At 73.4% G+C, this 25,882-nt stretch carries 25 protein-coding genes and 2 pseudogenes; 13 read left to right on the top strand and 14 right to left on the bottom strand.

The features are described from left to right. Window positions 1-15 precede the first annotated feature (15 nt). Complete coding sequence (locus AB0J72_RS46740; protein ID WP_363412123.1) at window positions 16-1,113, top strand: tetratricopeptide repeat protein; 1,098 nt, start codon at window positions 16-18, stop codon at window positions 1,111-1,113. A 120-nt stretch (window positions 1,114-1,233) separates the two neighbouring features. On the opposite strand, the pseudogene AB0J72_RS46735 reads toward AB0J72_RS46740, so the two are convergent. After that, window positions 1,234-1,422: pseudogene (locus AB0J72_RS46735) on the bottom strand (GNAT family N-acetyltransferase); the annotation flags it as partial. A 114-nt stretch (window positions 1,423-1,536) separates the two neighbouring features. Between AB0J72_RS46735 and AB0J72_RS46730 the strand changes: the two are divergent. The 3 genes from AB0J72_RS46730 (at window position 1,537) to AB0J72_RS46720 (ending at window position 3,929) form a co-directional block, all read left to right on the top strand. Next, window positions 1,537-2,265, top strand: coding sequence for a DUF4261 domain-containing protein (locus AB0J72_RS46730; protein ID WP_363412121.1), 729 nt, complete (start codon window positions 1,537-1,539; stop codon window positions 2,263-2,265). A 10-nt stretch (window positions 2,266-2,275) separates the two neighbouring features. Beyond that, entirely contained in the window at window positions 2,276-3,010 is a 735-nt protein-coding gene (locus AB0J72_RS46725) for a dienelactone hydrolase family protein (protein ID WP_363412119.1), read from the top strand. 67 nt (window positions 3,011-3,077) lie between these two features. Then, window positions 3,078-3,929 (top strand): peptidoglycan DD-metalloendopeptidase family protein, encoded by an 852-nt coding sequence (locus tag AB0J72_RS46720; RefSeq protein ID WP_363412117.1) that lies wholly within the window; start codon window positions 3,078-3,080, stop codon window positions 3,927-3,929. Between the two features lie 414 nt (window positions 3,930-4,343). Here AB0J72_RS46720 and AB0J72_RS46715 read toward each other — a convergent pair whose 3' ends face one another. Next, window positions 4,344-4,811 (bottom strand): NUDIX domain-containing protein, encoded by a 468-nt coding sequence (locus AB0J72_RS46715; RefSeq protein WP_363412115.1) that lies wholly within the window; start codon window positions 4,809-4,811, stop codon window positions 4,344-4,346. A gap of 463 nt (window positions 4,812-5,274) precedes the next feature. Between AB0J72_RS46715 and AB0J72_RS46710 the strand changes: the two are divergent. Beyond that, window positions 5,275-5,496: pseudogene (locus AB0J72_RS46710) on the top strand (transposase family protein); the annotation flags it as partial. A gap of 140 nt (window positions 5,497-5,636) precedes the next feature. On the opposite strand, the gene AB0J72_RS46705 reads toward AB0J72_RS46710, so the two are convergent. Genes AB0J72_RS46705 through AB0J72_RS46685 form a run of 5 tightly spaced genes read right to left on the bottom strand, consistent with a single transcriptional unit; the run spans window position 5,637 to window position 9,084 of the window. Next, window positions 5,637-6,386, bottom strand: coding sequence for a hypothetical protein (locus AB0J72_RS46705; protein ID WP_363412113.1), 750 nt, complete (start codon window positions 6,384-6,386; stop codon window positions 5,637-5,639). Beyond that, complete coding sequence (locus tag AB0J72_RS46700; RefSeq protein ID WP_363412111.1) at window positions 6,383-6,979, bottom strand: hypothetical protein; 597 nt, start codon at window positions 6,977-6,979, stop codon at window positions 6,383-6,385. The genes AB0J72_RS46705 and AB0J72_RS46700 overlap by 4 nt, the downstream gene beginning before the upstream one ends. 49 nt (window positions 6,980-7,028) lie before the next feature. Further along, on the bottom strand, window positions 7,029-7,529 hold the full coding sequence (locus AB0J72_RS46695; RefSeq protein WP_363412109.1) for a DUF4265 domain-containing protein: 501 nt from the start codon (window positions 7,527-7,529) through the stop codon (window positions 7,029-7,031). Window positions 7,530-7,575: 46 nt separating this feature from the next. Beyond that, a complete protein-coding gene (locus AB0J72_RS46690; RefSeq protein ID WP_363412107.1) occupies window positions 7,576-7,956 on the bottom strand; it encodes a hypothetical protein in 381 nt (126 codons plus the stop codon). A gap of 18 nt (window positions 7,957-7,974) precedes the next feature. Then, the gene (locus tag AB0J72_RS46685) at window positions 7,975-9,084 is read right to left on the bottom strand and encodes an NADAR family protein (RefSeq protein ID WP_363412105.1); all 1,110 of its coding nucleotides are present in this window, start codon (window positions 9,082-9,084) and stop codon (window positions 7,975-7,977) included. 31 nt (window positions 9,085-9,115) lie between these two features. On the opposite strand from AB0J72_RS46685, the gene AB0J72_RS46680 reads away from it, so the two are divergent. Further along, window positions 9,116-10,360 carry an ADP-ribosylation family protein gene (locus AB0J72_RS46680; protein ID WP_363412103.1) on the top strand — a complete coding sequence of 415 codons (1,245 nt, stop codon included), beginning with the start codon at window positions 9,116-9,118 and terminating at the stop codon, window positions 10,358-10,360. A gap of 2 nt (window positions 10,361-10,362) precedes the next feature. Here AB0J72_RS46680 and AB0J72_RS46675 read toward each other — a convergent pair whose 3' ends face one another. Further along, window positions 10,363-10,761: a hypothetical protein gene (locus AB0J72_RS46675; protein WP_363412100.1), complete on the bottom strand. Its 399-nt coding sequence runs from the start codon at window positions 10,759-10,761 to the stop codon at window positions 10,363-10,365. A 59-nt stretch (window positions 10,762-10,820) separates the two neighbouring features. Here AB0J72_RS46675 and AB0J72_RS46670 point away from each other — a divergent pair, with 59 nt between their 5' ends. Beyond that, window positions 10,821-13,931, top strand: a complete 3,111-nt coding sequence (locus AB0J72_RS46670; RefSeq protein ID WP_363412098.1) for a BTAD domain-containing putative transcriptional regulator — start codon at window positions 10,821-10,823, stop codon at window positions 13,929-13,931. 18 nt (window positions 13,932-13,949) lie between these two features. On the opposite strand, the gene AB0J72_RS46665 is transcribed toward AB0J72_RS46670, so the two are convergent. Next, the gene (locus AB0J72_RS46665) at window positions 13,950-14,273 is read right to left on the bottom strand and encodes a hypothetical protein (protein WP_363412096.1); all 324 of its coding nucleotides are present in this window, start codon (window positions 14,271-14,273) and stop codon (window positions 13,950-13,952) included. Between the two features lie 238 nt (window positions 14,274-14,511). Here AB0J72_RS46665 and AB0J72_RS46660 point away from each other — a divergent pair, with 238 nt between their 5' ends. The 3 genes from AB0J72_RS46660 (at window position 14,512) to AB0J72_RS46650 (ending at window position 18,946) form a co-directional block, all read left to right on the top strand. Then, window positions 14,512-15,057: an RICIN domain-containing protein gene (locus tag AB0J72_RS46660; protein ID WP_363412094.1), complete on the top strand. Its 546-nt coding sequence runs from the start codon at window positions 14,512-14,514 to the stop codon at window positions 15,055-15,057. 90 nt (window positions 15,058-15,147) lie between these two features. After that, window positions 15,148-17,955: a BTAD domain-containing putative transcriptional regulator gene (locus AB0J72_RS46655; RefSeq protein ID WP_363412092.1), complete on the top strand. Its 2,808-nt coding sequence runs from the start codon at window positions 15,148-15,150 to the stop codon at window positions 17,953-17,955. 31 nt (window positions 17,956-17,986) lie between these two features. Continuing rightward, on the top strand, window positions 17,987-18,946 hold the full coding sequence (locus AB0J72_RS46650) for a CehA/McbA family metallohydrolase (protein ID WP_363412090.1): 960 nt from the start codon (window positions 17,987-17,989) through the stop codon (window positions 18,944-18,946). Here the strand turns inward: AB0J72_RS46650 and AB0J72_RS46645 are convergent. The 3 genes from AB0J72_RS46645 to AB0J72_RS46635 form a co-directional block, all read right to left on the bottom strand. After that, on the bottom strand, window positions 18,933-19,628 hold the full coding sequence (locus AB0J72_RS46645) for a hypothetical protein (RefSeq protein WP_363412088.1): 696 nt from the start codon (window positions 19,626-19,628) through the stop codon (window positions 18,933-18,935). The two genes, AB0J72_RS46650 and AB0J72_RS46645, sit on opposite strands and share 14 nt — an antisense overlap. A gap of 34 nt (window positions 19,629-19,662) precedes the next feature. Beyond that, entirely contained in the window at window positions 19,663-20,229 is a 567-nt protein-coding gene (locus AB0J72_RS46640) for a Uma2 family endonuclease (RefSeq protein WP_363412086.1), read from the bottom strand. Window positions 20,230-20,401: 172 nt separating this feature from the next. Further along, window positions 20,402-20,983, bottom strand: a complete 582-nt coding sequence (locus AB0J72_RS46635; RefSeq protein WP_363412084.1) for a TetR/AcrR family transcriptional regulator — start codon at window positions 20,981-20,983, stop codon at window positions 20,402-20,404. A 94-nt stretch (window positions 20,984-21,077) separates the two neighbouring features. Between AB0J72_RS46635 and AB0J72_RS46630 the strand changes: the two genes are divergently transcribed. Continuing rightward, window positions 21,078-22,097, top strand: coding sequence for an aldo/keto reductase (locus AB0J72_RS46630; RefSeq protein WP_363412082.1), 1,020 nt, complete (start codon window positions 21,078-21,080; stop codon window positions 22,095-22,097). Window positions 22,098-22,151: 54 nt separating this feature from the next. Further along, the gene (locus AB0J72_RS46625) at window positions 22,152-23,741 is read left to right on the top strand and encodes a bifunctional 3-(3-hydroxy-phenyl)propionate/3-hydroxycinnamic acid hydroxylase (protein WP_363412080.1); all 1,590 of its coding nucleotides are present in this window, start codon (window positions 22,152-22,154) and stop codon (window positions 23,739-23,741) included. A 61-nt stretch (window positions 23,742-23,802) separates the two neighbouring features. Here AB0J72_RS46625 and AB0J72_RS46620 read toward each other — a convergent pair whose 3' ends face one another. Then, entirely contained in the window at window positions 23,803-24,222 is a 420-nt protein-coding gene (locus tag AB0J72_RS46620; RefSeq protein WP_363412078.1) for a YjdF family protein, read from the bottom strand. A gap of 195 nt (window positions 24,223-24,417) precedes the next feature. Here AB0J72_RS46620 and AB0J72_RS46615 point away from each other — a divergent pair, with 195 nt between their 5' ends. Then, window positions 24,418-24,867 carry a hypothetical protein gene (locus tag AB0J72_RS46615; RefSeq protein ID WP_363412076.1) on the top strand — a complete coding sequence of 150 codons (450 nt, stop codon included), beginning with the start codon at window positions 24,418-24,420 and terminating at the stop codon, window positions 24,865-24,867. 505 nt (window positions 24,868-25,372) lie between these two features. On the opposite strand, the gene AB0J72_RS46610 is transcribed toward AB0J72_RS46615, so the two are convergent. Then, a complete protein-coding gene (locus AB0J72_RS46610) occupies window positions 25,373-25,846 on the bottom strand; it encodes a hypothetical protein (protein ID WP_363412075.1) in 474 nt (157 codons plus the stop codon). Between the last annotated feature and the right edge of the window lie 36 nt (window positions 25,847-25,882).

The raw sequence follows: 25,882 nt of genomic DNA, 5'->3' as shown, positions 1-25,882 counted from the left end.
AGCCATGATGACCCGATGCGGAGGCGGCGCGACGGTGTCCTGACGGTCCTGGTGGTGCTCGTCGCCGGCGGCACCATCGCGTGCCTCGTCGCCGCGCTCGTCGACGGCCTCGGCCCGTGGGTGCTCGCCGTGGTGGCGCTGCTCGCCGCCGGCGTCGCCCGGCTGAAGTGGCGCGAGGTGCGCGCCCGCCGGGCGGAGCGGCGCACCGGGGAAGCCGTCCACGACCTGTACACCGACGCCCTCGACCGGGCCGGACACGGCGACCATGCCGGCGCCGCCACCCGCTTCGCCGACGCGCTCCGCCGGGGCGGCGGCGACCTCACCGCGGACCTCCAGCAGGGCCTGGCCGCCGCCCACCTCGCCCTCGGCGAGACCGGCCGGGCCGTCACGGTGTGGCGCGAGGCGTACCAGCTGAACCAGCGCGAACAGGGCGACGACGCGCTACCGACGATCGCCGCCGCCAACGGCCTCGCCGCGGCGCTGCTGACGCACGGCGACCGGGCCGCGGCGGCCGCCCGCTACCGCGACACCCTCGAACGCTGCCGCCGGCTGCTCGGCGACGCCGACCCGGAGACCGTCGCCGCCCTGAACGGCGTCACCAGGACCGACCCCACCCCGCGCCACGACGAGGTCGCCGCCCTGTACGAGGACCTGTTCGGCCCGTCCCACCCGGACGCGCGCATCGCCCGGCGCCAGTCCGCCCCGCAGGACCCCGCCACCGCCCGCCTCGCCACCGGCGACCTGCGAGCCGCCCGCACCCTCTACGAACAGGCCGTGCCCGGTGACGGGACAGCCACGGGTACCCCGTACGGACGCGACGCCACGACCCCGGCGGCCCTGAACGACCTCGCGATGGTGCTGCGCGAGCAGCGCGACCTGATGGGCGCCCACCGCGCCTACGAACGGGCCACCGAGCTCAGCGACCCCCTCGACCCGGACCACCTCGCCGCGCTCGCCGGCCTGACCCGCATCATGCTGCTGCAGGGCGACGAGACCAACGCCACCGCCGCACTCACCGACCTCGCCGAGGCATGCGCCACGCGCCACGGACCCGACCACCCCGAAACCGCCGCCGCCCGCCGCAACCTCGCCCGCCTCGCACGCCCCGCGTAGCGGCGGTCCGCGGTACGAGTCGAACCAACCCTCGCGTCGAGGGCTTTCCGCGGACGAACGTCAGGACGGGAGAGATGGCTCAGCTGCTGTGCGACCACACCCAGTGCCACCGAGATCCGGTCACTGGAGGGACTTGCGGAGCCAGTGGCCGGCGTACGGGCTGTCGTTGAACGCGGGCACCTCGTGGAAGCCGTGGCGGGTGTACAGGGCGCGGGCCTCGACCAGGTCGGTGCGCACGTCCAGCCGCAGGGACGTGACGCCGTCGGTGCGGGCCCGCTGTTCCACGACGGTCAGCAGCCTTGCGCCGAGGCCCTGCCGGCGGTCACCCGGCCATCATCGACCGGGCCGCCACGCGCCGCCACCGCATTCCCGGCGGCGCCGGCGTGGCATGATGCGAGCCACCCGACGAGCCCGAGGGACCCGATGAGCGCTGGACTGGCGGCGGAGCTGTGCTACACCGGCGCGGTGCGCCTGCGCCCCTCGCCGGCCACGTTGCGGCGGTACTGGCCGTCCGCCACCCTCACCGACGGCACGAGCCGCGGCGGCGGGTACATGGTCGGCTTCCCGGAGCTCACCGCGCCCGACCCGATCCGGCTCCTGGTCAGCTTCGGGCGGCCGGCGGTGTGGCAGGGCCGCCGGGACCTCACCCACACCCGCGGCTGGGCGGAGGCGGCGGAGGTGCTGGCCGGGGTGACGCGCACGGTGACGGTCACCGAGATCTTCGGTACGTCGTTCGCCCCCGCCGACCGGGTGCGGGCGTTCACCGCCGTCGTCCGTACCCTCGCCGACGACACGGCACCGGTCGCGGTCTGGTGGCCGTCGAGCCGGCTCGCCACGCCACCCGGCGCCGAGGCGAGCGGCGTGGTCAACGTGCGGCACCACGACGTCACCGGCCGGTACGTGCTGGACACCCTCGGGCTCGGCCCGCTCGGCCTGCCCGACCTGCAGTGCGTGTGCGGGGCGCTCCCGCCGGAGGCGCTGACCGCGTACCTGGCGGCGACCGCCTCCTCGATGATCGACGGCCGCGGCCTGAAGGCCGGCGACGTCGTGCCGGGCCTGACCCCGCACCAGCGGTGGAAGGTCGAGGCCGGACCCGCGTTCGCCGCGCCGGACCGGCCGGTCCTGACCATCACGCCGGACGGTGCCGCGTAAGGTCACCGGCATGAAGCTGCGTGAGGACGAGGTGTCGGTGCCGGCGCCCGGCGGGCCGGTCCGGGCCGTCGTGCTGCGGCCCTCCGGCGACGGTCCGTTGCCGGGCGTCCTGCTGTACACCGACATCTTCCAGCTGACGGAGTCGACGCTGCGGACCGCGCGGCGGCTCGCCTCGGCCGGCTTCGTCGTCTGCGTCCCCGAGATCTACCCGCACGGCGACCTGGCCGGCGTCGCGCTCGAGTTCGACGACGCGGGCAAGCAGGCGGGCCTCGCCGGCGCGGCGGCCACCACGACCGCCTCGTTCGACGCCGACCGGGTGGCGGTCCTGTCGTACCTCGACGGACGCCCCGACACGACGACCCTGTTCGCGACCGGGTTCTGCATCGGCGGGCACCTCGCGTTCCGGGCGGCGTTCGACCCGCGCGTGGCCGCGACGGTCTGCTTCTACCCGACCGGCCTGCACAACGGTGCGCTCGGCGCCGACCCCGACGCCGGCACCCTGGGCTCCCTCGCCGAGATCCAGGGGCGGCTCATGCTCGTGTTCGGCTCGCAGGACCCGCACGTGCCCGCCGACGCCCGCCTGCGCATCATCGCCGCACTGTACGACGCGGGCCTGCACGACACGGAGCTGCACGTCTACGCCGGTGGCGAGCACGCGTTCATGCGCGACGTCGGCCCGCGCCACGACCCGGTGCTCACCGACCAGGCGCTGACGGCGGCCATCTCCTTCTTCACCACGCTGTAGCAACCGTCCTGCACCCCGCCGCCCGCACGCTCACTTAGGACGTGACCGGCGACGGACGGAGTGGTGCATGCGGCGGCAACTGACGGTGCTGGGTCTGACGGGCGCCGCCCTGGTGGCGTTCGGCTCAACCGCGCTCGCGGCCTCCTCGTCGGTGCCGGGCACCGTCTCCTCGGGCAAGGTGAAGCTGGCGGTGCGCTCCGCCCCGACGCCCGCGTCACCGGCCGTCGCCAGCCTGCGCAACGGCGCGAAGCTGTCGCTGGTCTGCTCCGTGCGGGGCCCGAAGACGAAGGGCCGTGTGCGCACCACCGACCGGTGGGACCGGCTCACCAGCGGCGCCTACGTCTCGGACGCCTACGTCTCCCGCCGCAAGACCGTCCCCGCCTGCCCGGCCCCGGCGCCTTCCGCGTCCCCGTCGGTCACACCGTCGGCGACCCCGTCTTTGATCGTGCCGCCCACGGGCGCCGTGCCCGTCGGCACCTGGGTCAACCCCGTGCCGGGCAAGGGCACCAGCGGCTTCCGCACCGTCTCCCGCCCCACCCACGACGGCATCGACATCATGGCCGCCCGCGAGACCCCGATCCGCGCAGCCGCCGCCGGCACCGTCATCACCGTCGTGTGCAACACCTCCGGCCCCTCCTGCGACGTCGACGGCTCACCGAGCATCAAGGGCTGCGGCTGGTACGTCGAGATCCACCACGCCGGCGACATCGTCACGCGGTACTGCCACATGGTCCGCCAGCCCGAGGTCACCGTCGGCCAGCAGGTCACCGCCGGCCAGACCATCGGCCACGTCGGCACCTCCGGCAACTCCTCCGGCCCCCACCTGCACTTCGAGGTCCACTACGGCCGCCCCGCCACCCGCCTCAACGCCATCGACCCCGTCCCCTTCATGAAGACCGCCGGCGCCCCCGTCGCCTGACGTCGATGGCCAGGCACGTGGGCTTCGAGTCGTGGCTGGAGCGGGATCACGCGATCCTGCTCGATTTCGATCCTCAGGTTCGGGCGCCCTGACCCAGGCGCTACCAGGACTTCGCCTATTCGCCCGCCTCGACACCGAACTGACGGCACCCACCGCCAGCACCACGGCCTGCGTCGCCTGCCAGCACTGCACGGCCAGCAAGGGCATCCCGGGGATCGCCTCAACCAACTCCGTCACGACCCCTACCGACCCGGCGACTACCGCATCGACCTGGTCACATACCCGGAGATGGTGCTCCTCGCCGGACTGCTCGCGTCCCCTCGCTGGCGCGCCTTCCCCCATGCCGCACACCGAAGCCCAGCGCCTTCTCGCACAGCAATGACCCGCCGTCGCCGCTGCCCGTTCCGAAGCAGCTCAGTGCTGAATCAGGCCACCGACCGGCACCGGAGCGACATGGCCGGTTGCCGGAAGCGTCCGTGCCAGGGCAAGACCCACGTCGACCAGCGACGAGCGGCGCAGACCGGCGACGTCCGGTATCGATGTCCAGACGGACTCGATCGTCACGCCATTTGGCTCGGGCCGCAGGACACCACCCGTAATCCTGACCTGATAGAAGATGCCGACGTTCTGGTGCTCGATTCCTAACCGCGCCTCCGCGGTGGGAATCACCCGCGAGTCCACGCCCAGCAAGCGTTCGACCGCTGCCTCGCAGCCGGTCTCCTCGGCGACCTCCCGCACCACCGCATCGAACGGATCCTCGCCCTGCTCCACCCTGCCGCCCGGGAGGGTCCAGCTCGTGCCCCCGTTCGGCGAAACACAGTGGGCGAGCAGCACCCGCCCATCCTCGATACACACTGCATACGCCGCCAGCCGGAAACTCATCCACGCACCTCCCGACCGACCCTACCGATCCGACCGGCTCGAACACGACGTCGGCGCCGTCCTCATCCACCGCACCAACAACCGTCACCAAGCCATGACCCTGACCTGACGCGGCCAACGACTCCTCGCGCAGTTGGCCCAACCCCAACGTCCGGCACCTACTCGACCGCTACGCGCCGCTGCCAGGCCGGTCACCACAACTCAAGACCAACACCAGAAAACGGAGCGACATGCGCACAGGCGACCAGCCGTCACAATTGCCGGCCACAGCAGCCGAACCGGCAGCCATCGACCTGACCCGATCACCACGAATAGCCCACCAACGCCAGCAGGACGGCCGACATGACGGCAGAACATAGAGCCATTTTCAAGCTGACCTGGCAGCTCGGGGCGGGTGCGCCAGGCAGCCCCGGGGATCGATGAGGGCGAGGCTCCAGGTAAGACAGCAGTCGACCAAGATCCGATGCCCCGACCGGGAGCCTCGCTGTCTTACCCCGCCACGATCCCGCTGTCCAGCCGTACCCTCAACGACCTCGCAGACCGCATCCGCCGGCACCGCAACCAGCATCGATCTCGATGGCGGCGCCTCGACCCGGGCCGGCAGGCGCTGCTCGCCCTTGCCCACCTCCGCAACGGCGACACCTACACCCGCCTCGCCGCCGGGTTCGAGGTCGGCGTCGCGACCACGCGAAGATCCGGGCCTGCGGCGAACGCGCGATCGCCACCCTCAACCTGGAAGATCCTGGCGAAACTCCGCTGCTGCCCACGCCGAGCCACCACGATCGTGCAAGCCATCCTCGCGCCACACCACGTGGAGACCAGGCACTACCCACAATGAAAATGGCTCAATGGATAGTTGAACACCTGAAGCACGTCCGGATTGTCGGTCCAAATCTTGATGCACGGGAGCGAAATCTTCGTCAGTTCGTACCAGATGGCACAGTAGAAGATATCGGTGGTCCCGTCAGTCAACCACCAGGTCCACCGCCCACTGGCCGGGCCGACGGGTCGCACCGAGCCGACCCACCCCATGATGTCGGCCGGCCCGGCCAGCGGCTTGCCCACATAGACCGACCGGTGCGCGGATCGGTGGACCGCAGCTTCGAACATCGCATCGCTTTCGATCAGGGCGTCGACGGACCCGAATTCGATGGTGCTGGCGGTACCTTCCGACACCGCCAGTTCACCTGTCCGGGTCGCCGACGCGCCGCAGTCCCTACCCGTTTCCACGACATAGGAGATCTCGTCCTCGCCCTCGTACGGGTTGGGTTCACAGACCGGCGCGAAGGTGACTACCGAGTCGAAGAACCGACTGCGATACATGAGGCCGGCGTATCGAGCTTGAAGACCCTCCAGCGTTTGTATCAGAACTTCGTCTACCGCTCCGCGGACGCTTTCCAGTGCAGTTCGAAGCGCGTCGCCCGTCAAACCACAATCAACTTCTGCACGAGCGGCGTGCTGTGCCAGGAAAGCGGTGGCCCGATGGGACAAGCCCTGCGGTGAATCCATCACGAAATCCGATGGCACAGCAACCTCCAGAAATCCGCTAGCTACCCATGCGTCATAGGTCCTCAACTCGGCAATTGACAGTTCTGCGCCACCATCTCCTTCCAGATCCCGACCAACTCGACCGTCACCTCCACCGACCGTCGCTCGCCGTCGGCCGTGACCACCACCAATGCAAGCGGCAGCGGCTGCTCAACGCCTGCGGCACACACAACCACCACGCTCGCGGGGAACCGCACAGCCCCAGCCGCGGCGACCCGCTGCTGGCCCCACACCCGAAAGTTCCCGCTCGCAGGACCCGACACCTGCACCGGCAGCGGGCCACCGTTCGCGACCGCCACGCTCCCCTCCATCGAGACCCGGCCGTCGGCGCCCGTGGTCGTCGAAAGATCCGCTACCGCAACGAACAGCGAAACGCGCGCAGAATCCAGCTTTCGCTGCTCCCACTGCGTCCAAGCGCGTCCGAACGCCGCGCCGATCAACCCGCCTACCAGGACCAGCACCACGACGCCGGCCGCGGACACCCGCAACGACGTCCAACGCCGCCGCAGCCCGACTGGCCGCCGCGACAACGGATCATCGACCAAGTCAAGATCAATATGCCCGCTCGGGCGAGCCAGGTCGGCAGACATCAGCTCGACAAGATCATCCGGAACCTGCAACTTCTCCGAGGGGACGGTCCCGCGACCCCCGGTAGCTGAACGCGTCGGCCTACGCGTTCCACCAGCGGTCAGTGCCGCAGCCCACCTCGAACCTCCACCAGCCGTTCGACTCGCCCTCCACCAGCACCCGCTTGATCTCTCCGAAGTCGGCGTCGACCGGCACGTCGAACGCCACCAGCGGAAACTCCGCGCTGAAGACCTCACCGCCCAGGCCGAAACGCTTGAACGCGGCGTGGACGGCCCGGGCGCTCGGGCCCAGCGGCCCGGAAGGCACCGGAAGCACACGGACAACACAATGCCCGGATGCCTGTACCCGGCCGGTCGCCCACCGCACACCTTCGGCGTCGGTCCCGAACCGGACGACGTCACCTTGCGCAACACCGTTCTGCAGGAAGGCCACGTTGTCCACCCGGGCCGTGTCCTCGCTCAACCGGGTTGCCCACAAGCCTTCGGTGTCATGCGGCAACCAGCCCTCACGCGGCACGAACTTGAACCAGATCTTGATCGCGTCGCCCACAGGCCGCTCATGCGGCACGGAATCCGTCGTCACACCCGACATGATCCGCGACCGGTGCCTTCTCAGTGCTGCTGCGCCTTCACCTTTTCCCCACTGCTTGGTGAGGGCCTCGTGGAAGTGCTCGTTCTGATGGGGCGGCCAGCAACGGCGCCGTGATCGCGAAGCCCCGGTCGGCCGCCGCCACCAGGGCCGGGCCCCGCGCTCCCAGCCCGGTCCGCTCCGCCCACCCGCCGAGCGTGTCGAGGAACCCGGCCAGGTTCCGCTGCACCCCCGCCAGCAGCTCCGGCAGCGCCCGGCGCGGCACCTCGACGCACGCGCCGCCCTGGGGCAGCGTGAAGCTCTCCCCGGCGACCTCGACCCGCGTCTCGGGAGCGTGCCCCAGCCACGGGAGGTCGCCGGACAGCAGCCCTTCCCAGTCCCGCCAGTTCTCCAGCCCCGCGCAGCAGCCCGGTGCGAGCACCGTCCCGGTCCGGCTGTACTACCCGGCGGTCGGGGAGGAGCCGAGGAAGCCGGCCCGCTCGGCCACGAGCTCCGACCGGACGAGCTCCAGCAGGCGGCCGACCCAGTTCCGGGTGCCGGGGCCGTCGCCGGGTCCGAAGGAGTCGCTGCCGTAGTCGATGCGGGCGTCGCCGGTCGCCACGAGGACGTCGGCGAGGGCGGGGTGCTGGGTGAACTTCGCCCGCAGGACCGCGTGCATCGCGGTGGCGCGGACGAGCGGCCAGTCCGGGCGCAGCGGCGCGGTCCTGGCGGTCCGTTCCGCGAGCATCGCCGTCGCCGCGGCGCCGATCGCGTGGCGGGCCGCCTCGTCGGTGGTGGCGAGGGCCCAGTACGCGTGCACCGCGCTGGCGTACGTCGACCCGGCGACGGTGACCGGCACCGGGTACTCGTTGCGCAGCCATTCGATGGCCGGCGCCTGGGGCCAGGTGCCGGGGAGCCATGCCAGCATGACCGTGGCGTCCTGCGGGCCGTCGACGGGTCGGCCGCCGTGCCGCCGGGCCGTCGCCCCGGCCCGGTCGGCGAAGTACTCGTCCGCCTGCGCGTGCATCGCCGGCGTGACGACCGTGCCACGGGGTGTGCGCTCGCCGACCTGGGTGCACAGCACCTGCAGCGGCCAGTCCTTCGCGTCCATGTCGCCCAGGGCGAACATCCGCAGGTGTTCCGGGACGGCCAGGTACGCCTCCCGCAGCGCCACCCGGTCCGCCTCCGTCCGCGTCTCCAGGTAGCGGTCCAGCGCCTGCCGGCAGCGGCCGGTGGAGTCGGGCCGGTCGTTGAGCTCGTCGATCAGGTCGGCGACCTCACCCAGGAGACCTTCGGCGGTCACCCACATCTCCGGCTCCTCGATGCGCCAGTCCGCCAGCTCGTGGGCGCTGGCCTCCGCACCGGGCTCGAGCCGCGTGGCGACCCAGCCGGACGCCAGCTTCTCGCGCAGGCCGTCGAGGTCGACCCAGCCCCAGCAGTCGATGACGCCGTCGGCGAAGACGAACAGCTCGGTCAGGAAGTACGTGTCACCGTTGCGGATGAAGATGGGCCGCCAGGTGCCTTCGATCCGTTCGCCGTCGACGAAGCGGTACGTCCTCCTGAGCGTCACCGGCGAAGTGTACGGCCGTAGAGCGCGGTCCGTGACCAGCGAAGCCATGCGGCTCATCGGCTACCGGAAGTTCGACGACGGTGTCACGCTCAGCGCGCTGACGGAGCCGGCGTACGTCGACGGGCTCGGGCTGGTGGTGCGGGTGTCGCTCTACGACCAGCGGACCTACAGCGGGCCCACCGCGACCGTCGTGCTCGGCGACGACGCGGGGGAGCGGGTCGCGGTGGCGGTGGCGCGGCTGGAGGTGCCCGGCGCCGCCAGGGCCGCGCTCGGCGCGTCGCTCAGCGAGACGCTCGGGCTCGACGAGGCGCGGTTCGACGAGTCGATGTTCGCCCCGACTGAGGCCGACGAGGCCCGCCGGTTCGCGTCGCTGACCGTCATGACCGGATTGTTCCCCGCCGTCGAGCAGCGGTTTTCGCAGGTGTACGGGCTGCGTCTGCCCCGGCACGTCGCCGTCCTCGCGGCGGCGCTGCACAGTCTCGGCGACCACGAACGCCGGGCGTTGCAGTCGCTCGGGCTGTCGGGCTGGGGCGTCCTGGACTACTTCGCCGACGGCGGGCTGGAGCGGGCCGGGCGGGACGGGCTCGACGAGCGGCTGCACTGCCGGTTCCGCCGCGACCCGGCCGAGCTGGTGACGATCCTCGGCGGCGGCAGCGACGGGCTGCATTACGGCCTCTGGTACGACGACCCGGCCGAGCTGCCCTCGTTCGTCGCCTACAACTACGCGAGGGACTCGGCGGAGACGTGGACGGCGAAGGCCCCGACGGGCCTCGCCCAGATCCGCCGCGTGCTCGACGACGCGCTCGAGGACGACGAGGACCCCGAGCGGTACTGGACGCTGTACCCGCTGCGCGCCGTGCTCGACTGGTTCGACGCGGCCGACGCCGCGGCGTGCGCGGCCGACGGGCCGCCGCGCTGGGCCGACGCGCCGCGGCCCCCGGGCGGCGTGACGCTCGGCGCGGTGCTCCCGCCGGACAGCGGCGACCCGCGCGTCGGGGAGATGGAGGCGCGCCACGACGCGTACCGCGCCGACGAGGAGCGCACCCGCGGCTGGGTCGCCGAGGCGACGGCGGAGCTCGCCGCCGGCAGGCCCGCGTTCGCGCTCGTCCTCGGCCGGGAGCTGCACTGGCTGGACGCCGACCGGTACCGGCGGGAAGCCCTCGAACTGCTCACCGGCGCCTACCGCGCGCTGGGCCGGGACGCCCTGGCGGGCATCGCCGAGGTCCACGCCGCCAACCGTGACCTGCCGTCGGTCGACGTCCTGCAGCCGCGCTGACGTCACCGGTCTTCGAGACGCTGCCGCCACCAGGCCCGCGTGTGCCGGGGGCCGCGGGTGGCGGCCCACGGGTCGGGCAGCGTCTTGCGCAGGAACTCCTCGTCCAGCGCCGCGACGAGACGCCGCAGCTCGCGGGCGGCGTCGCGGGGCAGGGCGTGCAGCGCCGCCTCGAGGATGTCCCGCTGGATGCTGATGTCGCAGCTCGGGCTCGGGCACTGGCCGGCCAGGTCGATCCAGCGGCCCGCCTGCCGGATCTCGCGCCGGTAGGTGCGGAGCGCGCCGCCGACATCGCCGATGCGGGGGCGCAGGGCCTGGACCGCCGCGTTGGCGCGGCTCGACAGGCCGTCGATGGCGGGCGTCCGCGGTGTCACGCGGCCGGCGCCCGGGGCGTTACGCGCCATGCGCCTTTCGGAGTCGTCGCATGCGACCCATTGTGGCACACCGCTATGCTCGACCGGTCATGTCCGGGAGCGTGCGGTTCGCGATACTCGGGCCGCTCCTGGTGTCCCGCGACGGCGCGGCCGTGCCGGTCGGCGGCCCCAAGCAGCAGGCGCTGCTGACCCTGCTGCTCCTGCGACCCAACCGGGTGAACAGCACCGGCTGGCTCACCGACGCCCTGTGGGACGGCGACCCGCCACCGAGCGCGCAGGTCACGCTGCGCAGCTACGTCGCCGCGCTGCGCCGGGCGCTCGAGCCGGGCCGCGGCGCGCGGGCGCAGGGCACGGTCGTGGTCGGCCACGCCGGCGGCTACGAGCTGCGCGTGCCGCCCGAAGCGGTCGACGCCGCCGAGTTCGCCGCGCTCGCCGAGGCGGGCGCCCGGGCCCTCGCCGCCGGAGACCCCGCCGCCGCCGAACGCGACTACACGCGGGCCCTCGCGCTCTGGCGCGGCGACCCGCCCGCCGGGGACCTGTCGGCCGTCCACGCCGAGGTGGCCAGGCTCGCCGAGACCCGCCTGGCGGTCGAGGAGGGCCGCTGCACCGCCGCCGTCGCCGCGGGCCGGCACCTCGCGGTCCTGCCCGACCTGCGGCGGTTCGTGGCCGAACAACCCGCCAGGGAGTCGGCGCGCGGGCAGCTGATGCTCGCGCTGTACCGCGCGGGCCGCCAGACCGAGGCCCTCACCGTCCACGACGAGGGGCGCCGCTTCCTGGCCGCCGAGTTCGGCGTCGAGCCGGGCGCGGCGCTGCGCGAGCTGCACCACCGGATCCTCAGCCACACGGTCCCCGAAGTCGAGCCGACCGTCCACATCGGACACGAGGCCGCGTCGCCCGGCTTCGCCGGGCGGGAGTCCGGGCGGGAGGCCGCGCCGACCGGTTTCGTCGGGCGGGGCGCCGAGCTGGCCGTCCTCGGCGAGCATCTCGGGGCGGCGCTGCGCGGCGGCGGGCGGATGGTCGCCGTCGTCGGCGAGGCGGGCATCGGCAAGACGACCCTCGCCACCGCCGTCACCGACCGGGCCGCGGCCGCCGGCGTCCCCGTGGTGTGGGGCCGCTGCCCCGCCGTCGGGCAGGCGCCGCCGTTCTGGCTGTGGAGCCAGATCGTGCGCGGACTGCTCACCCTCCCGCACGCCGAGCCCCCCGCGGCGGCCCTCACCGGGTTCGTCGGCGGACCGTCCACGGTGGACGTCACACCCGACCCCGCGGCGAGGTTCCGCGCCTATGAGGCGGTCTCGGCGCTGGTACGAGCGGCCGCCGCCCCCTCCGGTCTGGTGCTCGTCCTCGACGACCTCCACGCGGCCGACCCGGACTCGCTGCTGCTGACCCGGTTCCTGGCCACGACCGTCCACACGGGACGGACGCTCGTGGTGGCGACGCTGCGCCCGTACGAGCGCGACCCCGCCCTCGTGGAGACCCTCGCCGACCTCGCCCGCGGCGCCGGGTCCGGGCAGCTGCGCCTCGCCGGCCTCGACCCCGCCGGGGTCGCCGACCTGGTCGCGGCCCGCACCGGCGCGCCCGCGCCCGGCGACGTGGTGCGGCGGCTCGCGGAGCGCACCGGCGGCAACCCGTTCTTCCTCACCGAGGTCCTCGGCGCGCCGGGGGAGCGGCTGCCGCCGAGCGTCCGCGACGCCGTGCGGCTGCGCCTGGACGGCGTCCGCGACGCGGTCACCCGCGAGTGCCTGGACGTGCTCGGCGTCGCCGGGCGGGACCTGGAGCTGCGGCTCCTCGCCGCCGTGACCGGCGCCCCCGCCGCCGAGCTGCTCGCCGGCCCGGCCGCGGCGCAGCTGGTCACGGAGGCCGGTCCCGGGGCGGTCCGGTTCCGGCACCCGCTGTTCGCCGAGGTCGCGTACGCCGAGCTGCCCGCGGCGCGACGGGCCGCCCTGCACGCCCGCCTGGCGTCCGCGGCCGCCGACCCGTACCCCGGCGCGCTCACCGCGGGCGAGATCGCGTTCCACTATGGACGGTCGATCGGCCTGGGCCACGCGGGCGACTTCCTGCGCTGGACGGTGCGCGCCGCCGACGACGCCGCGCGCCGCCTCGCGTACGAGGACGCGCTCGCCCATCTCGCCCGCGCCACCGACCAGCTCGCGCCGCACGCCGCCACGTCCCCCGGCGCGGCCGCCGCCGAGCTGGACGTGCAGCTGCGCCGGGCGGCGCTGCTGCAGATCACGGTCGGCGTCGGCAGCGACGCGGTCGCCGAGGCGGCCGCCCGGGCCAGGTGGCTGCTGCCGTACACCGGCACCGGCACCGACGTGCGCGCCGCGCTGTGGACGCTGGGCGAGGTCGCCTGCAACCGTGCCGAGTACACGGTCGCCGAGGACCTCGCCCGCCAACTGATCGCCTCCGCCCCACCCGCGGGGGCGCCGCACGACTCCGGCGCGCCGCCGGACGAGCTGCTCGCCGCCGCCGGCCCGTACCTGCTCGGCGTCGCCTGCTACTTCACCGGCCGCCTTGCCGAGGCCGACGAGCACCTCAGCACCGCCGTCGACCGTCTCGCCGCCGTCGACCCCCGCCACCTGCGCTCGCACGCGGGCCGCACTCCGGCCCTCGCCGCGTACAACTTCCGTGCTCTCGTCCGCTCGCTGCGCGGCCGGCCCGCCGCCGCCCGGGAGGACCTGGCCTCGGCCGCCGCGCTCGCCGAGCGCTGCGACGACCCTTACGGCCGGGCCAACGCCGCCCTGTACGCCGCCTGGACCGCCCTGCAGGAGCACGACGTCCCCGCCGGCCTCGCCGCCGCCCGGCGCTGCCGCGAGATCGGCGCCCGCCAGGGCATGCCCCACTTCGTCACCACCGGCGAGTTCGTGGCGGCCTGGGCGGCCGTGCACACCGGTACACCTGCCGCCATCGCCACGATGCGCACCACCGGCGAGGCGATCCACCACCTCGGCCTGCGCGCCACGAGGACCATCTCCATCGCCGCCATGGCCGACGCCCACCTCGCCGCCGGCGACCGCACCACCGCCGCCACCCTCGCCACCGAAGGCCTCACCGCCGCCGCGGCCATGGGCGAGCAGGTCCTCACCGCCGAACTCCTCCGCGTCCGCGGCCTCGCCACCGCCAACCAGGAAGACCTCCGCACCGGCGCCGGCATCGCCACCACCCAGGGCGCCGACCTCCTCCTGCACCGCCTCCGGCGATGACCGGTGCCGGCGGAACGCTCAGGCGGTGGCGGCCAGGGCGATCCCGTAGTTCTGGCCCTTCTTGCGCACCCGCCAGATGCCGGAGACAACGCCCCGGGCCACGGTCACCAGCGGGAGCATCTCGGTCAGGTCGGAGATGAACATCGGGTAGTGGTGCCCGTCGGCGTCGCGCCACACCAGATACTTCGCGGAGCGCCCCGTCCGCATCGAGTCGACGGTGAGGGTCGCCTCGAAGTCGACGTTGGGCCGCATGGTGTACGGCACCAGGCGCTCGCCCAGATACGAGTGGGCCCACCGGTGGTCGACCCAGAACATCAGGTTCCCGTGCTGGTCGTAGGGCACTTCCAGGACCGAGCTCTTGCGCGCTGCGATGATCGCCTCCGGGCCGACGTGTCCAAGGTGAAGATCATCTCCCGCCATCCACGGAAACGCCATAGGGGCGGACGTCCGGTGCTCCCGCCGGCCGCCCGGGCGGAGACCGGCGTGAGCGGGGTTTCAGCAGCGTTTCAGGGGTGCCGGTCAGCCTTCTGGGAGATCGGCCGGGCAGGTCCGGCCGGCGGAACCAGACGGAGGTAGGACCATGAAGGCGAAGCGCAGCGCCGGTTGGCGGGTGGCCGTCGTGCTCGCGGCGGCGGGTGCCGTGCTCTTCGGGGCGGCGACCACCGCATCGGCGGCGACACAGAAACAGGCGGCGCAGGCCGCTGCGGCGCCGAGACTGGTGATCCTCGCGCAGGACGGCGGGGCCAGGCTGCTCGACGCGCACGAGATCGCGTCGCAGGACTACAACGTGGTGACCAGGCCGTACCAGACGGACAACACGCAGAAGTGGTGGCTGACGGACGTGGGCGGTGGGCTGTACACGCTGCAACAGGCCAGCAGTGGACGGTTCCTCGACGCGCACGAGATCGCGAGCCTCGACTACCGGGTCGTGACGCGGCCGCGGCAGACGTTCGACAACACGCAGCTGTGGCGGCTCCAGGACTACGGCGGTGCGTTCTACACGGTGCAGCAGGTGAGCAGCGGCCGGTACCTCGACGCGTACGTGTCCAGCGCGCAGGACTTCCGCGCCGTCACGCGGCCGTGGACCGGGGCCAACTCGCAGGTGTGGCGGATCGTGGGCGCCTGATACCGGCTGTCCGGTCACCGACCGACGGGTCCTCCACCACCGCACCTGCGGCTACCGTTTACCGGTCGTTGAAGGGGTGTGGGGGAAGCGATGCAGGTCAGGCTCCTCGGGCCGATCGACGTGACGCAGGCCGGGGTGCCCCGCGAGGTGCCCGGCCTGCGCCGCAAGGCGGTGCTCGCGGCGCTGGCGGTGGGCCGGGGCGAGGTGGTCAGCACCGACCGGCTGATCGACGCCGTCTGGGGCGAGGACCCGCCGGCCACGGCGATGAACACGTTGCAGCGGCACGTGTCGTACCTGCGGCAGGTGCTGGGCGGGCGGGACACCATCGTGGCCCGTCCGCCCGGCTACGTGCTGGCCCTGCCGGGCGACGACGCCACCGACGTCGCGGTCGCCGAACGGCTCATCCGGCAGGGGACCGCGCAGGGTTCCGCGCAAGGTTCCGCGCAGGGTTCCGCGCAGGGTTCCGCGCAGGGCGAGCACGCCGAGCGGGTGCGCGTGCTGCAACAGGCCCTCGCCCTGTGGCGCGGCCGGCCGCTCGAGGACATCGCCGGCCAGACCGGCCTCGACGCGGAGGCCGAGCGGCTGGAGGTGCTGCGCCTGCACGCCCAGTCGGCGCTCGCCGAGTGCCGGCTGCAGCTCGGCGAGCACGCGCAGCTCGTGCCCGACCTGGAGCGGCTCACCCGCGACCACCCCCTCGACGAGGGGCTGCACGGGCAGCTGATGCTCGCGTTGTACCGGTCGGGCCGCCCCGCCGACGCGCTCGCCACCTACCAGCGGCTGCGGCAGGCGCTCGCGACCGAGCTCGGGCTGGACCCGGGCCAGCACCTCCGCGACCTCGAGGCGGCCGTGCTGCGGCAGGACCCCGCGCTCGACCTGACCGCGTCGCGAGTCACCGCCGCCGCCCCGGCCGCGCCGGCGCAGCTGCCGCTGGCGGTGCGCGGGTTCGCCGGCCACGCGGAGCGCCTCGCCCGGCTGGACGCCCTCGTGCAGGAGGCGGCGGCAGCGCGGACCACGGTCGTCTGCGCCGTGTCCGGCCCGCCCGGCGTCGGCAAGACCAGCCTCGCGGTGCACTGGGCGCACCGGGTCGCGGACCGGTTCCCCGACGGCCAGCTGTACGTCAACCTGCGCGGCTTCGACCAGCGCGGCGCCGTGATGGACCCGGCGGAGGCGCTCAGCGGCTTCCTGCACGCGTTCCGGATGCCGCGGGAGCAGGTCCCGGCCGGGCTGGACGACCGGGCCACGCGGTACAGGAGCATCCTCGCCGGCAAGCGGGTCCTCATCATCCTCGACAACGCCCGCGACGCCGACCAGGTCCGCCCGCTGCTGCCCGGCGCGCCCGGCTGCCTGGTCCTGGTGACGAGCCGCAACCAGCTGACGCCGCTCGTCGCGGCCGAGGGCGCGGTGCCGCTCGCGCTGGACCTGCTGACGGCGGGGGAGGCGCGCGAACTGCTGACCCTCCGGCTCGGCGCGGCCCGGACCGCCGCGGAGCCCGCCGCGGTCGCGGAGATCGTGCAGCGGTGCGCGCGGCTGCCGCTCGCGCTGTCCATCGCCGCCGCGCACGCCGCGACCCGTCCGGGCACGTCGCTCGCCACGCACGCGGCCCAGCTGCGCGACACGGCCGGCGGGCTGGACGCCCTCGACGGCGGCGACACGAGCACCGACGTGCGGGCGGTGTTCTCCTGGTCGTACCGCGCGCTGACGGACGACGGGGCGCGGATGTTCCGCCTGCTGGGCCTGCACCCGGGCCCCGACCTCGGCGTGCCGGCCGCGGCCAGCCTCGCCGGCGTCGGGCTGCCGCGGGCGCGGGCGCTGCTGGCCGAGCTCGTCGAGGCGAACCTGCTCACCGAGCACACGCCCGGCCGGTTCCGCTTCCACGACCTGCTGCGCAGCTACGCCGCCGAGCAGGTCTCCGCGGACCGGGGCGCCGCCGTCCTCAGGATGTTCGACCACTACCTGCACACCGCGCACGCGGCGGTCATGCAGTTGGACACCGGCCGCCCGCCCACGCGGCTGCCGCGCCCCGCCGACGGCGTCACGGTCCTCAAGGTCCGCGGCGGCGACGAGGCGATGGCGTGGTTCACCGCCGAGGACGCGGTCCTGCTCGCGGCCGTGCACGGCGGCGCCGCCGAGGGCCTCGACGAGCACGTGTGGCGGCTCGCGTGGACGCTGACCACGTACCTCGACTGGCTCGGCCGCTTCGACGACCTCATCGCGACGTCCACCGCGGCCCTCGCGGCCCTGCTGCGCGTCGGCGACGTCCTCGGCCGCGCGCACGTCCACCGCGACCTGGGCCGCACCCTCGCCCGGCTGGGCCGCTTCGACGAGGCCGCGCCGCACCTCGACCAGGCCATCGACCTCTACCGCTCCCTGGGCGACCCGGTCGGCCAGGCCCGCACCCACCACAACATCGGCTGGATGCTGCAGGTCCAGCAGCGGCACCGGGAGGCGCTGGCCCACAGCGAGCAGGCGTTCGACCTGTTCGAGGCGGCGGGTGACGTACTGTGGCAGGCCCGCACCCTGAACGCGGCCGGATGGCTGCACGCCCAGCTCGGCGACCACCGGCGGACCCTGGACCTGTCCGGCCGGGCGCTGCAGCTGCTGCAGGAGGTCGGCGACCGGCACGGCGAGGCGGGCACGTGGGACAGCCTCGCCCTCGCCCACGACCATCTCGGCGACCACCAGCAGGCGACCCGCTGCTACGACAAGGCGATCCAGCTCTTCGAGCAGCTCGGCGACCGCGCCACCGCCGCCGACGTCCTCGTCGCCGCCGGCGACCGCCACCACGCGGCCGGCGACGGCGCCGGGGCGGCCGTGTCGTGGCGCCGCGCCCTCCAGCACTTCGAGGCGATCGGCGACCCCCGCGCCGGCGACGTCAACCGGAAGCTGCAAGCGGTCTGAGGCGACGCCCCGGCGGGGCTACGATGCCGGTATGGCCGGGGACCGGCACTGGTTCAGGGGTGACTGCCACGTGCATTCCCGGCGCTCGCACGGTGGGCAGCTCACGCCGGAGGAGCTCGTCGAGGCCGCCCGGGCGGCCGGGCTCGACTTCATCGCCGTGACCGAACACAACCTGGACGCCGCCCGGGACCCGTGGTCACGGCTCGCCGGCGACGGCCTGCTGGTCGTCCCCGGTCAGGAGGTCGTCACCGAGACCGGGCACTGGCTGGCGCTCGGCCTGGCTCCCGGGCACGTCGCCGACTGGCGCTACGGCGTCCGCGACGACCTGATCGACCAGGCCGTCGCGCGGGTCCAGCGGGCCGGCGGCCTGTGCGTCGTGGCGCACCCGCACGCCCCGTATCCGGCGGGCACCTTCATGTACCCGTTCGACGGCTTCGACGCGGTCGAGGTGTGGAACGGGCAGTGGAGCTCCGACCTGCCCTGGAACGCCGACAACGAGGCCGCCCTCGCGGAGTGGGGCCGCGGCCTGGCGATCGGTGTGCACCGCGGCCGCTGGACACCGGCGATCGGCAACAGCGACGTCCACCTGGCCGGCCAGATCGGCACCCCGCAGACCGTCGTCGACGCCGCGGACCTCACCCAGCACGCCGTGCTCGCCGCCCTGCGCGCGGGCCGCTGCTGGATCGCCGGGTCCGCCGCGATCCACCTGACGCTGGTCGCCACCGCCGGTCCGTCCGAGGCCGGAATCGGCGAGCGCCTGCCCGCCGCCGCCGGCGAACCCGTCACGGTGGAGGTCCACGTGAGCGGCGTACCGTCAGGCACGGTCAGCTTCCACACCGACCGCGGCCGGTCCCACCAGGAAGCGCTGCCTCCCTCCGGCGCGGGCACCGTGGCCTGGTCCACCACCGACCGGCCCACCTTCCTCCGCGTCGAGGTCCGCCACCCCACCGGCCACATGGCGGCACTCACCAACCCGGTCATCCTGACGTAGCAGCGCCGCGGCGGGGCTTCGACCGGGTCCGGAACAGGTCGTCGGGGTCGCCGTCGCCGAACGGTCCCGGTCGAGGCCGTTCACGGCTGGGCGGTTCGATCAGGCCGGCTGCCACGAGCAGACGCATCCAAGGGGCGACGTATCGGTGTTTGCGGGTCTGGTACGCCCGGAGGTTGCACACGGTCGCCGCGAGGCGCGGGTACTCGGGCCCGAACACGTACCGTGTGAAGAACGTCGGCAGGTCGGGCGCGAACTCGTCGACCTCGATCTCGTCCAGCCCGGAGCCGTCGATGCAGTAGAACCGGTAGCTGTCGCCGTCGATGTAGTAGACGCTGCCGTCGGCGACGTCGAGGGAGAGGTCACCGATGGCGATGACGTCGTCCTCGGTGTCACCGGTCACGACGTACCCCTCGCCGATCGCCGGCGGGTCGCCCAGCGGACACTCCTCGTCGACGACGCGATCCCGCCACGCCTCGACGGTGCGCACCTCCGCGGGCGGCGCGAACCGGAGATCCCCGGTGTCGACGCTGCCGACCAGGTCGAACACGTCGTACAGCCCGACCGGCAGCGCCGGATTCCGCGGCAACGGCTCCGGCGCACCGATGACGACGGGAATGCCGTGCTCGACCGCCAGCCGCCGGAACGTCCCGACCCGCTCCCGGAGCACCTCGATCACGTCCACCGCGGCCTCAGCCGACCGCCCCGGTGAGACAGAATCAGAATTCGCCAAGGTCGACTTCGACCAGGAAAGGCGCGGTCAGCTTCACGACGCCGGTGAAGATCTCGCTCTCGCGGTAGCGTCCGGTCGCCGGGTCAAGAACGTACGTGTAGAGGAGAGGCGCGCCAGTGGCGGCCTGCTCGACGCGCCAGTAGAACTGAATACCAGCCCTCGCGTACTGATCTGCCTTGACGATCCGATCGGTCGTCTCCGACCCGGGAGAGACCACCTCGACCACAAGAAGCACATGTTCGGGTCGAGTCGGAGTGACGTCGATGGTCTCCGCCCGGTAGACCGTCACGTCAGGACGACGATTGTTCAGCGGCACGTCCTGAAGCCGGACATCGAAGTCGGTGTCGGCGTTCCAGTCCGGCCCCGCGGCGACATCCAAGGCGTTCGCCAGTAGCCTGGCGAGGCGGTTGTGCCGCTTGGATGCGCTCGGACTCACGAGGACCATCCCATCCACGATCTCGATACCCGCGCATTGCTCTTCTGTCCAGGTCGCGTATTGCTCGGCCGTGACCTGCTCATGCATCCAGGCCGGCGCGACCATCTCGGCCGTCATACACACCTCCTGAACGGCGATCGGCTACCAGCCTCAAGATACCGTGGCTTCGGCGGCAAGCCGTTCCTCCCGGCACGTCTGGGCTGATTGTTCTGATTGTTCCACTGTCCACACGCACCGTTCATCGCCGGCGTGGCTCGGCGATCGTGTTGGCGGGGGCCACCGCTCTTCGTCAGGCGGCGGGTGGTGCCGGTGGGCGGAGGCCGGCGACGAGGAGCTGTGCCATGTGGCGGGCGTCGTAGCGGGGGTCGCGGCCGGCGCCGATGCAGAGGTTGCCGACGGCGTACATGAGGGCGAACGGCTCCACGTCGGGCCTTGCCTCGCCGGCGGTGACGGCCGCTGACAGCAGGGACGCGCAGACGGGCAGCAGGCGGTCGATGAAGTACGCGTGCAGCGTCTCGAACGTGGTGTCGTCGGACCGCAGGGCGGCGGCGAGCCCGTGCTTGGTGACGAGGAAGTCGACGAACAGGTCGATCCAGGCGGCCAGGGCGGCGTGCGGGGAGGCGGTGCCGGCGAGGAGGTCCGGGCCGGCGGCGGCACACGCCTCGACCTGGTGGCGGTAGACGGCGACGACCAGGTCGGCGCGGGTCGGGAAGTGGCGGTAGATGGTGCCGACGCCGACGCCCGCCCGTGCGGCGATGTCGCGGACCGGGGCGTCGACGCCCGACGCGACGAACGCCGCCGCCGCCGCGTCCAGCAGGGTCTGCTCGTTGCGGCGCGCGTCGGCGCGCTTCCGTGGTGCCTCGTGCGTCACTGCCGCTCCAGGAACTTGGCAAACGGAACCGTGTTCCGTATCGTCGGAAGAGCGGAACGAGGTTCCGCTTATGTGGAAAGGATGCCAGACGACCATGCAGTACCGCACTTTGGGCCGCACGGGTGTGCAGGTCAGCACGCTCGTGCTCGGCGCGATGAACTTCGGCAGCATCGGGCGCACCACGCAGGACGAGGCGACGGCCATCGTCGGCGCCGCCCTCGACGCCGGGATCAACATGATCGACACCGCCGACATGTACGGGCAGGGCGAGTCCGAGGAGATGGTCGGCCGGGCGATCGCCGGGCGGCGCGACGACATCGTCCTCGCGACGAAGGCGGTCATGCCGATGGGCGACGAGCGCAACCACCGCGGCGCGTCCCGGCGGTGGCTCGTCACCGCGCTCGACAACAGCCTGCGCCGCCTCGGGGTGGAGCACGTCGACCTGTACCAGATCCATCGCTGGGACCCGACGACCAGCGACGAGGAGACCCTGTCGGCGCTCACCGACCTCCAGCGCGCCGGGAAGATCCGCTACTTCGGGTCGTCGACGTTTCCGGCGCACCGCATCGTGCAGGCCGAGTGGGCGGCGCGGCGGCACCACCTCGGCCGGTACGTGACCGAACAACCCAGCTATTCCATCCTGCAGCGGGGAATCGAGGCGCACGTGCTGCCCGTGACGCAGGAGTACGGTCTCGGCGTGCTCGCGTGGAGCCCGCTCGCGTCCGGATGGCTGTCGGGTGCGGTGCGGGCGGGCCGGGAGATCACCACCAGCCGGTCGGCGATCCTGCCGGAGCGCTTCGACCTCGGCATCGCCTCGAACCGGGCCCGGCTCGACGCCGTCGAGCGGCTGGCCAAGGTCGCCGAAGCGGCGGGACTCACGCTAATCCAACTCGCGTTGGGTTTCGTCACCGCACACCCGGGCGTGACGAGCGCGATCATCGGGCCGCGGACGCCGCAGCACCTGGACTCCCAGTTGGCGGCGGCGGATGTGGTACTGCCGGCGGACGTCCTCGACGCCGTCGACGCGATCGTCGCGCCGGGCGTGGACCTGGCGCCGCAGGAGAAGTTCGACACGCCACCGTCGCTGCTCGACGCCGCGCTGCGCCGCCGGTAGGGACCTCCACACGGGTTCCACACGGTTCCCACGGCGCGCTGGTGCACTGGCCGGATGGACACAGACGTCGTCGTGGTGGGCTGCGGGCCGGTCGGCGCGCTCACCGCCAACCTGCTCGGCATCCGCGGGGTGCGGACCGTCGTCGTCGAGCGCAGCACCGCCCCGCACGGGCAGCCGCGGGCGTTCTCGTGCGACGACGAGGCCCTGCGGATCTACCAGCAGGCGGGGCTGCGCGACGAGGTCGCCGCCGACATGTACCCGCCGCCGCTCGTCGAGTACGTCAGCGGCGACGGCCGGCCGTTCGCCACGATCGCGCTCGACGAGGTCGACTTCGGCCTGGGCAGCGAGCCGCTGCACTTCTTCGACCAGCCCCGGCTGGAGGCGTCGCTGCGCGGCGGCCTCGAGCGGTTCGAGCACGTGTCGCTGCGGACCGGCGTCGAGCTGACCGGCCTCGACCAGGATGCCGACGGCGTCACGGTATTCCTGCGCGCGTTGGATAACGGCGCCGTCAGCTCGCTGCGGGCGCGGTACGTGCTCGGCTGCGACGGCGCCCGCAGCGCGACCCGGGCGGCCGTTGGAATCGCGTTGAGCGGCACGTCGTACGCCGAGCCGTGGCTGGCGATCTCCGGCGACGTCGAGCCGGGCGGCGTCCGCCAGCCGACGACCAGGTTCGTCTGCGACTGGCGCCGCCCCGCGTTCGTCTCGCCCGGCGCGTTCGGCACGCACCGCCTCGAGTTCATGCTCCGCGCCGCCGAGACGCCAGAGGAGATGACCCGGCCGGAGACGGTGGCGCGGCTGGTCGCCCCGTACGTCGACCCCGACCGCTTCACGGTGACCCGCGCCGTCGCGTACACCTTCCACCACCTCGCCGCGCGGCAGTGGCGGGCGGGCCGGGTCTTCCTGCTCGGCGACGCCGCCCACCAGATGCCGCCGTTCCTCGGCCAGGGCCTGTGCAGCGGCCTCCGCGACGCCGCGAACCTCAGCTGGAAGCTCGCCATGGCCCTGGATGGCACCGCCGGCGACGACCTGCTCGACACGTACGAGGCCGAACGACGCCCCCACACCGCCGCGATGGCCGCCATGAGCGTCCGCCTCGGCCGCGTCTTCCTGGTCCGCAACCGCGTGCTCGCCTTCCTGCGCGACGCCACCCTGCGGGCCGTCCAGGCGGTGCCCCGCGTGCGCCGCCTCATCCGCCACTTCGAGTTCAAGCCCGCGCCCGTCCTGGACAAGGGCGCGCTCGCCGGTGGCACCCGCCGCGGCCCCATCGGCACGATGTTCCCCCAGCCGCTGGTACTGCCGGTCGGCGCCACCGAACCCGTCCGCCTCGACGACGTGCTCGGCACGGGGTTCGCGGTGATCGGCCCGTCCGTGACCGCCACGACCCGGCGCCCCGGCCCGCCGGCAACCCTCATCCGCGTCCTGCCACCCGGCACCACCCCCACCGCGCCAGAAGCCCCCACCGCGCCAGAAGCCCCCGCCGCGGCGGACAGCCCCGCCGCGGCAGAAGGCCCGGCCGCGGCGGAAGACGCGCTGACGGTGGTCGACGTCGACGGCGTGCTGACCGCCTGGTTCGCCAAGCACCGCGCCGAGCTGGCGGTCCTGCGCCCCGACCGCTTCGTCTACGCCACCACCCTCACCGCCTGACCAGCGCCCCGCGGTACATCGTCCAAACCGGACACTGGCACACCCCCGACGACCCCGGCGGTCAGTGGCCGCGGCGGCGTTCGCGGGCCTTGGCGCGCCGGACGTCGCGGCGGTGCTCGGCGTGTGCCTCCCTCGCCTCGCGGCCGCGCCGGGCGGACGCCTGCTTGCGCAGCTCCAGCTCCTTGCGGACCGCCTCCTGCGCCGCGGTGCTCGGCCGCGCCGACTGCGCGGCCCGTGCCGCGTCCCGGGCCAGCCGCTTCGGGGCGCGGGCCGGGGGCTGCGCCGTCTGCCCGGCCACCGCGGCGGACCGTCCGGCCCGGTCGAGCAGGGCGCCGCCGTGCCGGAGCAGGAACTGGTACAGCTCGGCATCGGTCGGCTCGCTGCCGAAGACGTGCCGGGTAGCCCGTACACCCTCCGGGTCACGCACTTCGAGCACGGCAACCCAGAACGGATTGTCGAAGAACACGGTCAACGTCGCCATCACGGTCTCCTGAGTGCAGGCAGCATGCGTCCTGCACCGGACAACCGGTCAGCGAGCCGACCGGCAGGAGACGGATCACCACCGAAGCGGCGACGCCCCGACTACCAACGGGGCCGTGTTTTCGTGCGCCGCCAACGATACCCGGCGCCGGCAGATGGCCGGCGGTCGATCAGTCGGGGCGGTAGGGTCCGCGGCATGGAGTTGCGCGACGCGCTACGACGCAGGCCGGTCACGGCCGAGCGCCGAGCCGCGATCACGGCGGCGGTACAGCGGATCGAGGCGCTCGTCGGCAGCGGCGCGGACGCCGCCGCGGCGGTCGCGGCACTCAATGAGACGACCGGCCACCGCTTCGAGCCCGACGACTTCCGCTATCACTGCGGAGCGCCGGACCGCGAAGCACTGATCGAGTGGGCGTGCGCGGCGCCGCCGGCCCGGCTGCCCGACGTCACCCGGGACGAACTGGTCGAGATCGTGCGTCGCATCCTCGCCGACCCGGCCGACGACTGGTCCATCGCCGCGTTCGACCGCAACACCGTGATGCCCGGCGCGAGCGGCCTCATCTTCCACCCGCCGCCGGCACTGCGCGACGCGACGGCGGAACAGATCGTCGACGCCGCACTGGCCTACCGTCCGATCGCGCTCTGACGCGGCACGAGCCGGACGGTGGCCGGGTCCGCGCGGTGCACCCGATCGTCACTGGCGCGGACGTGGTGATCGTGGGCGGGGGCGCGGAAGCGCGGGTGGGTGGCTGAGGTGCGACATGGCGCGAAGGAGCTCGGCGCGTTCCTCCGGCTTCGTGCCGCGCAGGACGATGAGCACGAGGACAACGCGAGCCGTTGCCCAGATCGCCGCGCAGGCGGCAGGGACGAGGAAAGCGAACGCGGGCAGCGCGCCCATTGCGGTACCTCCGGCAGACACGGCAGCCTGCGTTCGGCGCTGGGCCGAACGTGAGCATGCAGCTGATACCGGAGGTCTCTTCCGCCGTCCGCGAAGCCTGGACGACCGGCAGCGCCGGGTCGAAACCCGGGGATGGGCTCCAACCGTGATGACGACACTGCCGCGGGGGAATACTCCCCTCCTGTTGTTGTAGCGAGCATTGCACGTTCGGTAGCAGATCGCCAGATGCCGCTGTCGCGGGCGGCGTGCGAGGTCAGCCGATGTCGGCGAGGGCGGGTTCGGGGGACCGCCGCGCGGAGCCGGCGACGGGCGCACGGCCCTTGAGCCGATCCACCAGCCAGATGGCGGCCGCCGGGGCGGCGAACACGGTGGCGAACACGGCGACCGACGCCGCGACGAGGCCGACCCGGGCCATGGCCGGGAGCCCGTTCACGTCACCGACCTCTTCGGAGAAGACGCCGATGGCGGGCAGCATCAGGAACAGCGCCCCGGCCGCCGCCGCGAGCCAGCGCCACCACCGCGTCGTGATCGCGGCCGCCAGTGCCGCCGGCGCCACCGCGACGACGTAGATGAGCGCGATGAAGAAGGTCCCCGACCAGCTGAACCCGGGCTCACCACCGCCCGCGAGCGTCAGGAGCCGCATGAACCCGCGCGACAGCGCACCCAGGACGACACCGGCGCCGACTGCCCCAGCGACCGCGCTGGTCAGGACCTTGATTGCACGCATGGAGACGGAGTTTAGGCAGGCGAACGGCGCGTGGCC

This window comes from Dactylosporangium sp. NPDC049742, assembly GCF_040674675.1.
GTDB classification, from domain to species: Bacteria; Actinomycetota; Actinomycetes; order Mycobacteriales; family Micromonosporaceae; genus Dactylosporangium; species Dactylosporangium maewongense.
The sequence above is the reverse complement of the archived record's forward strand: the minus strand, read 5'-3'. Positions and strand labels throughout refer to the sequence as shown.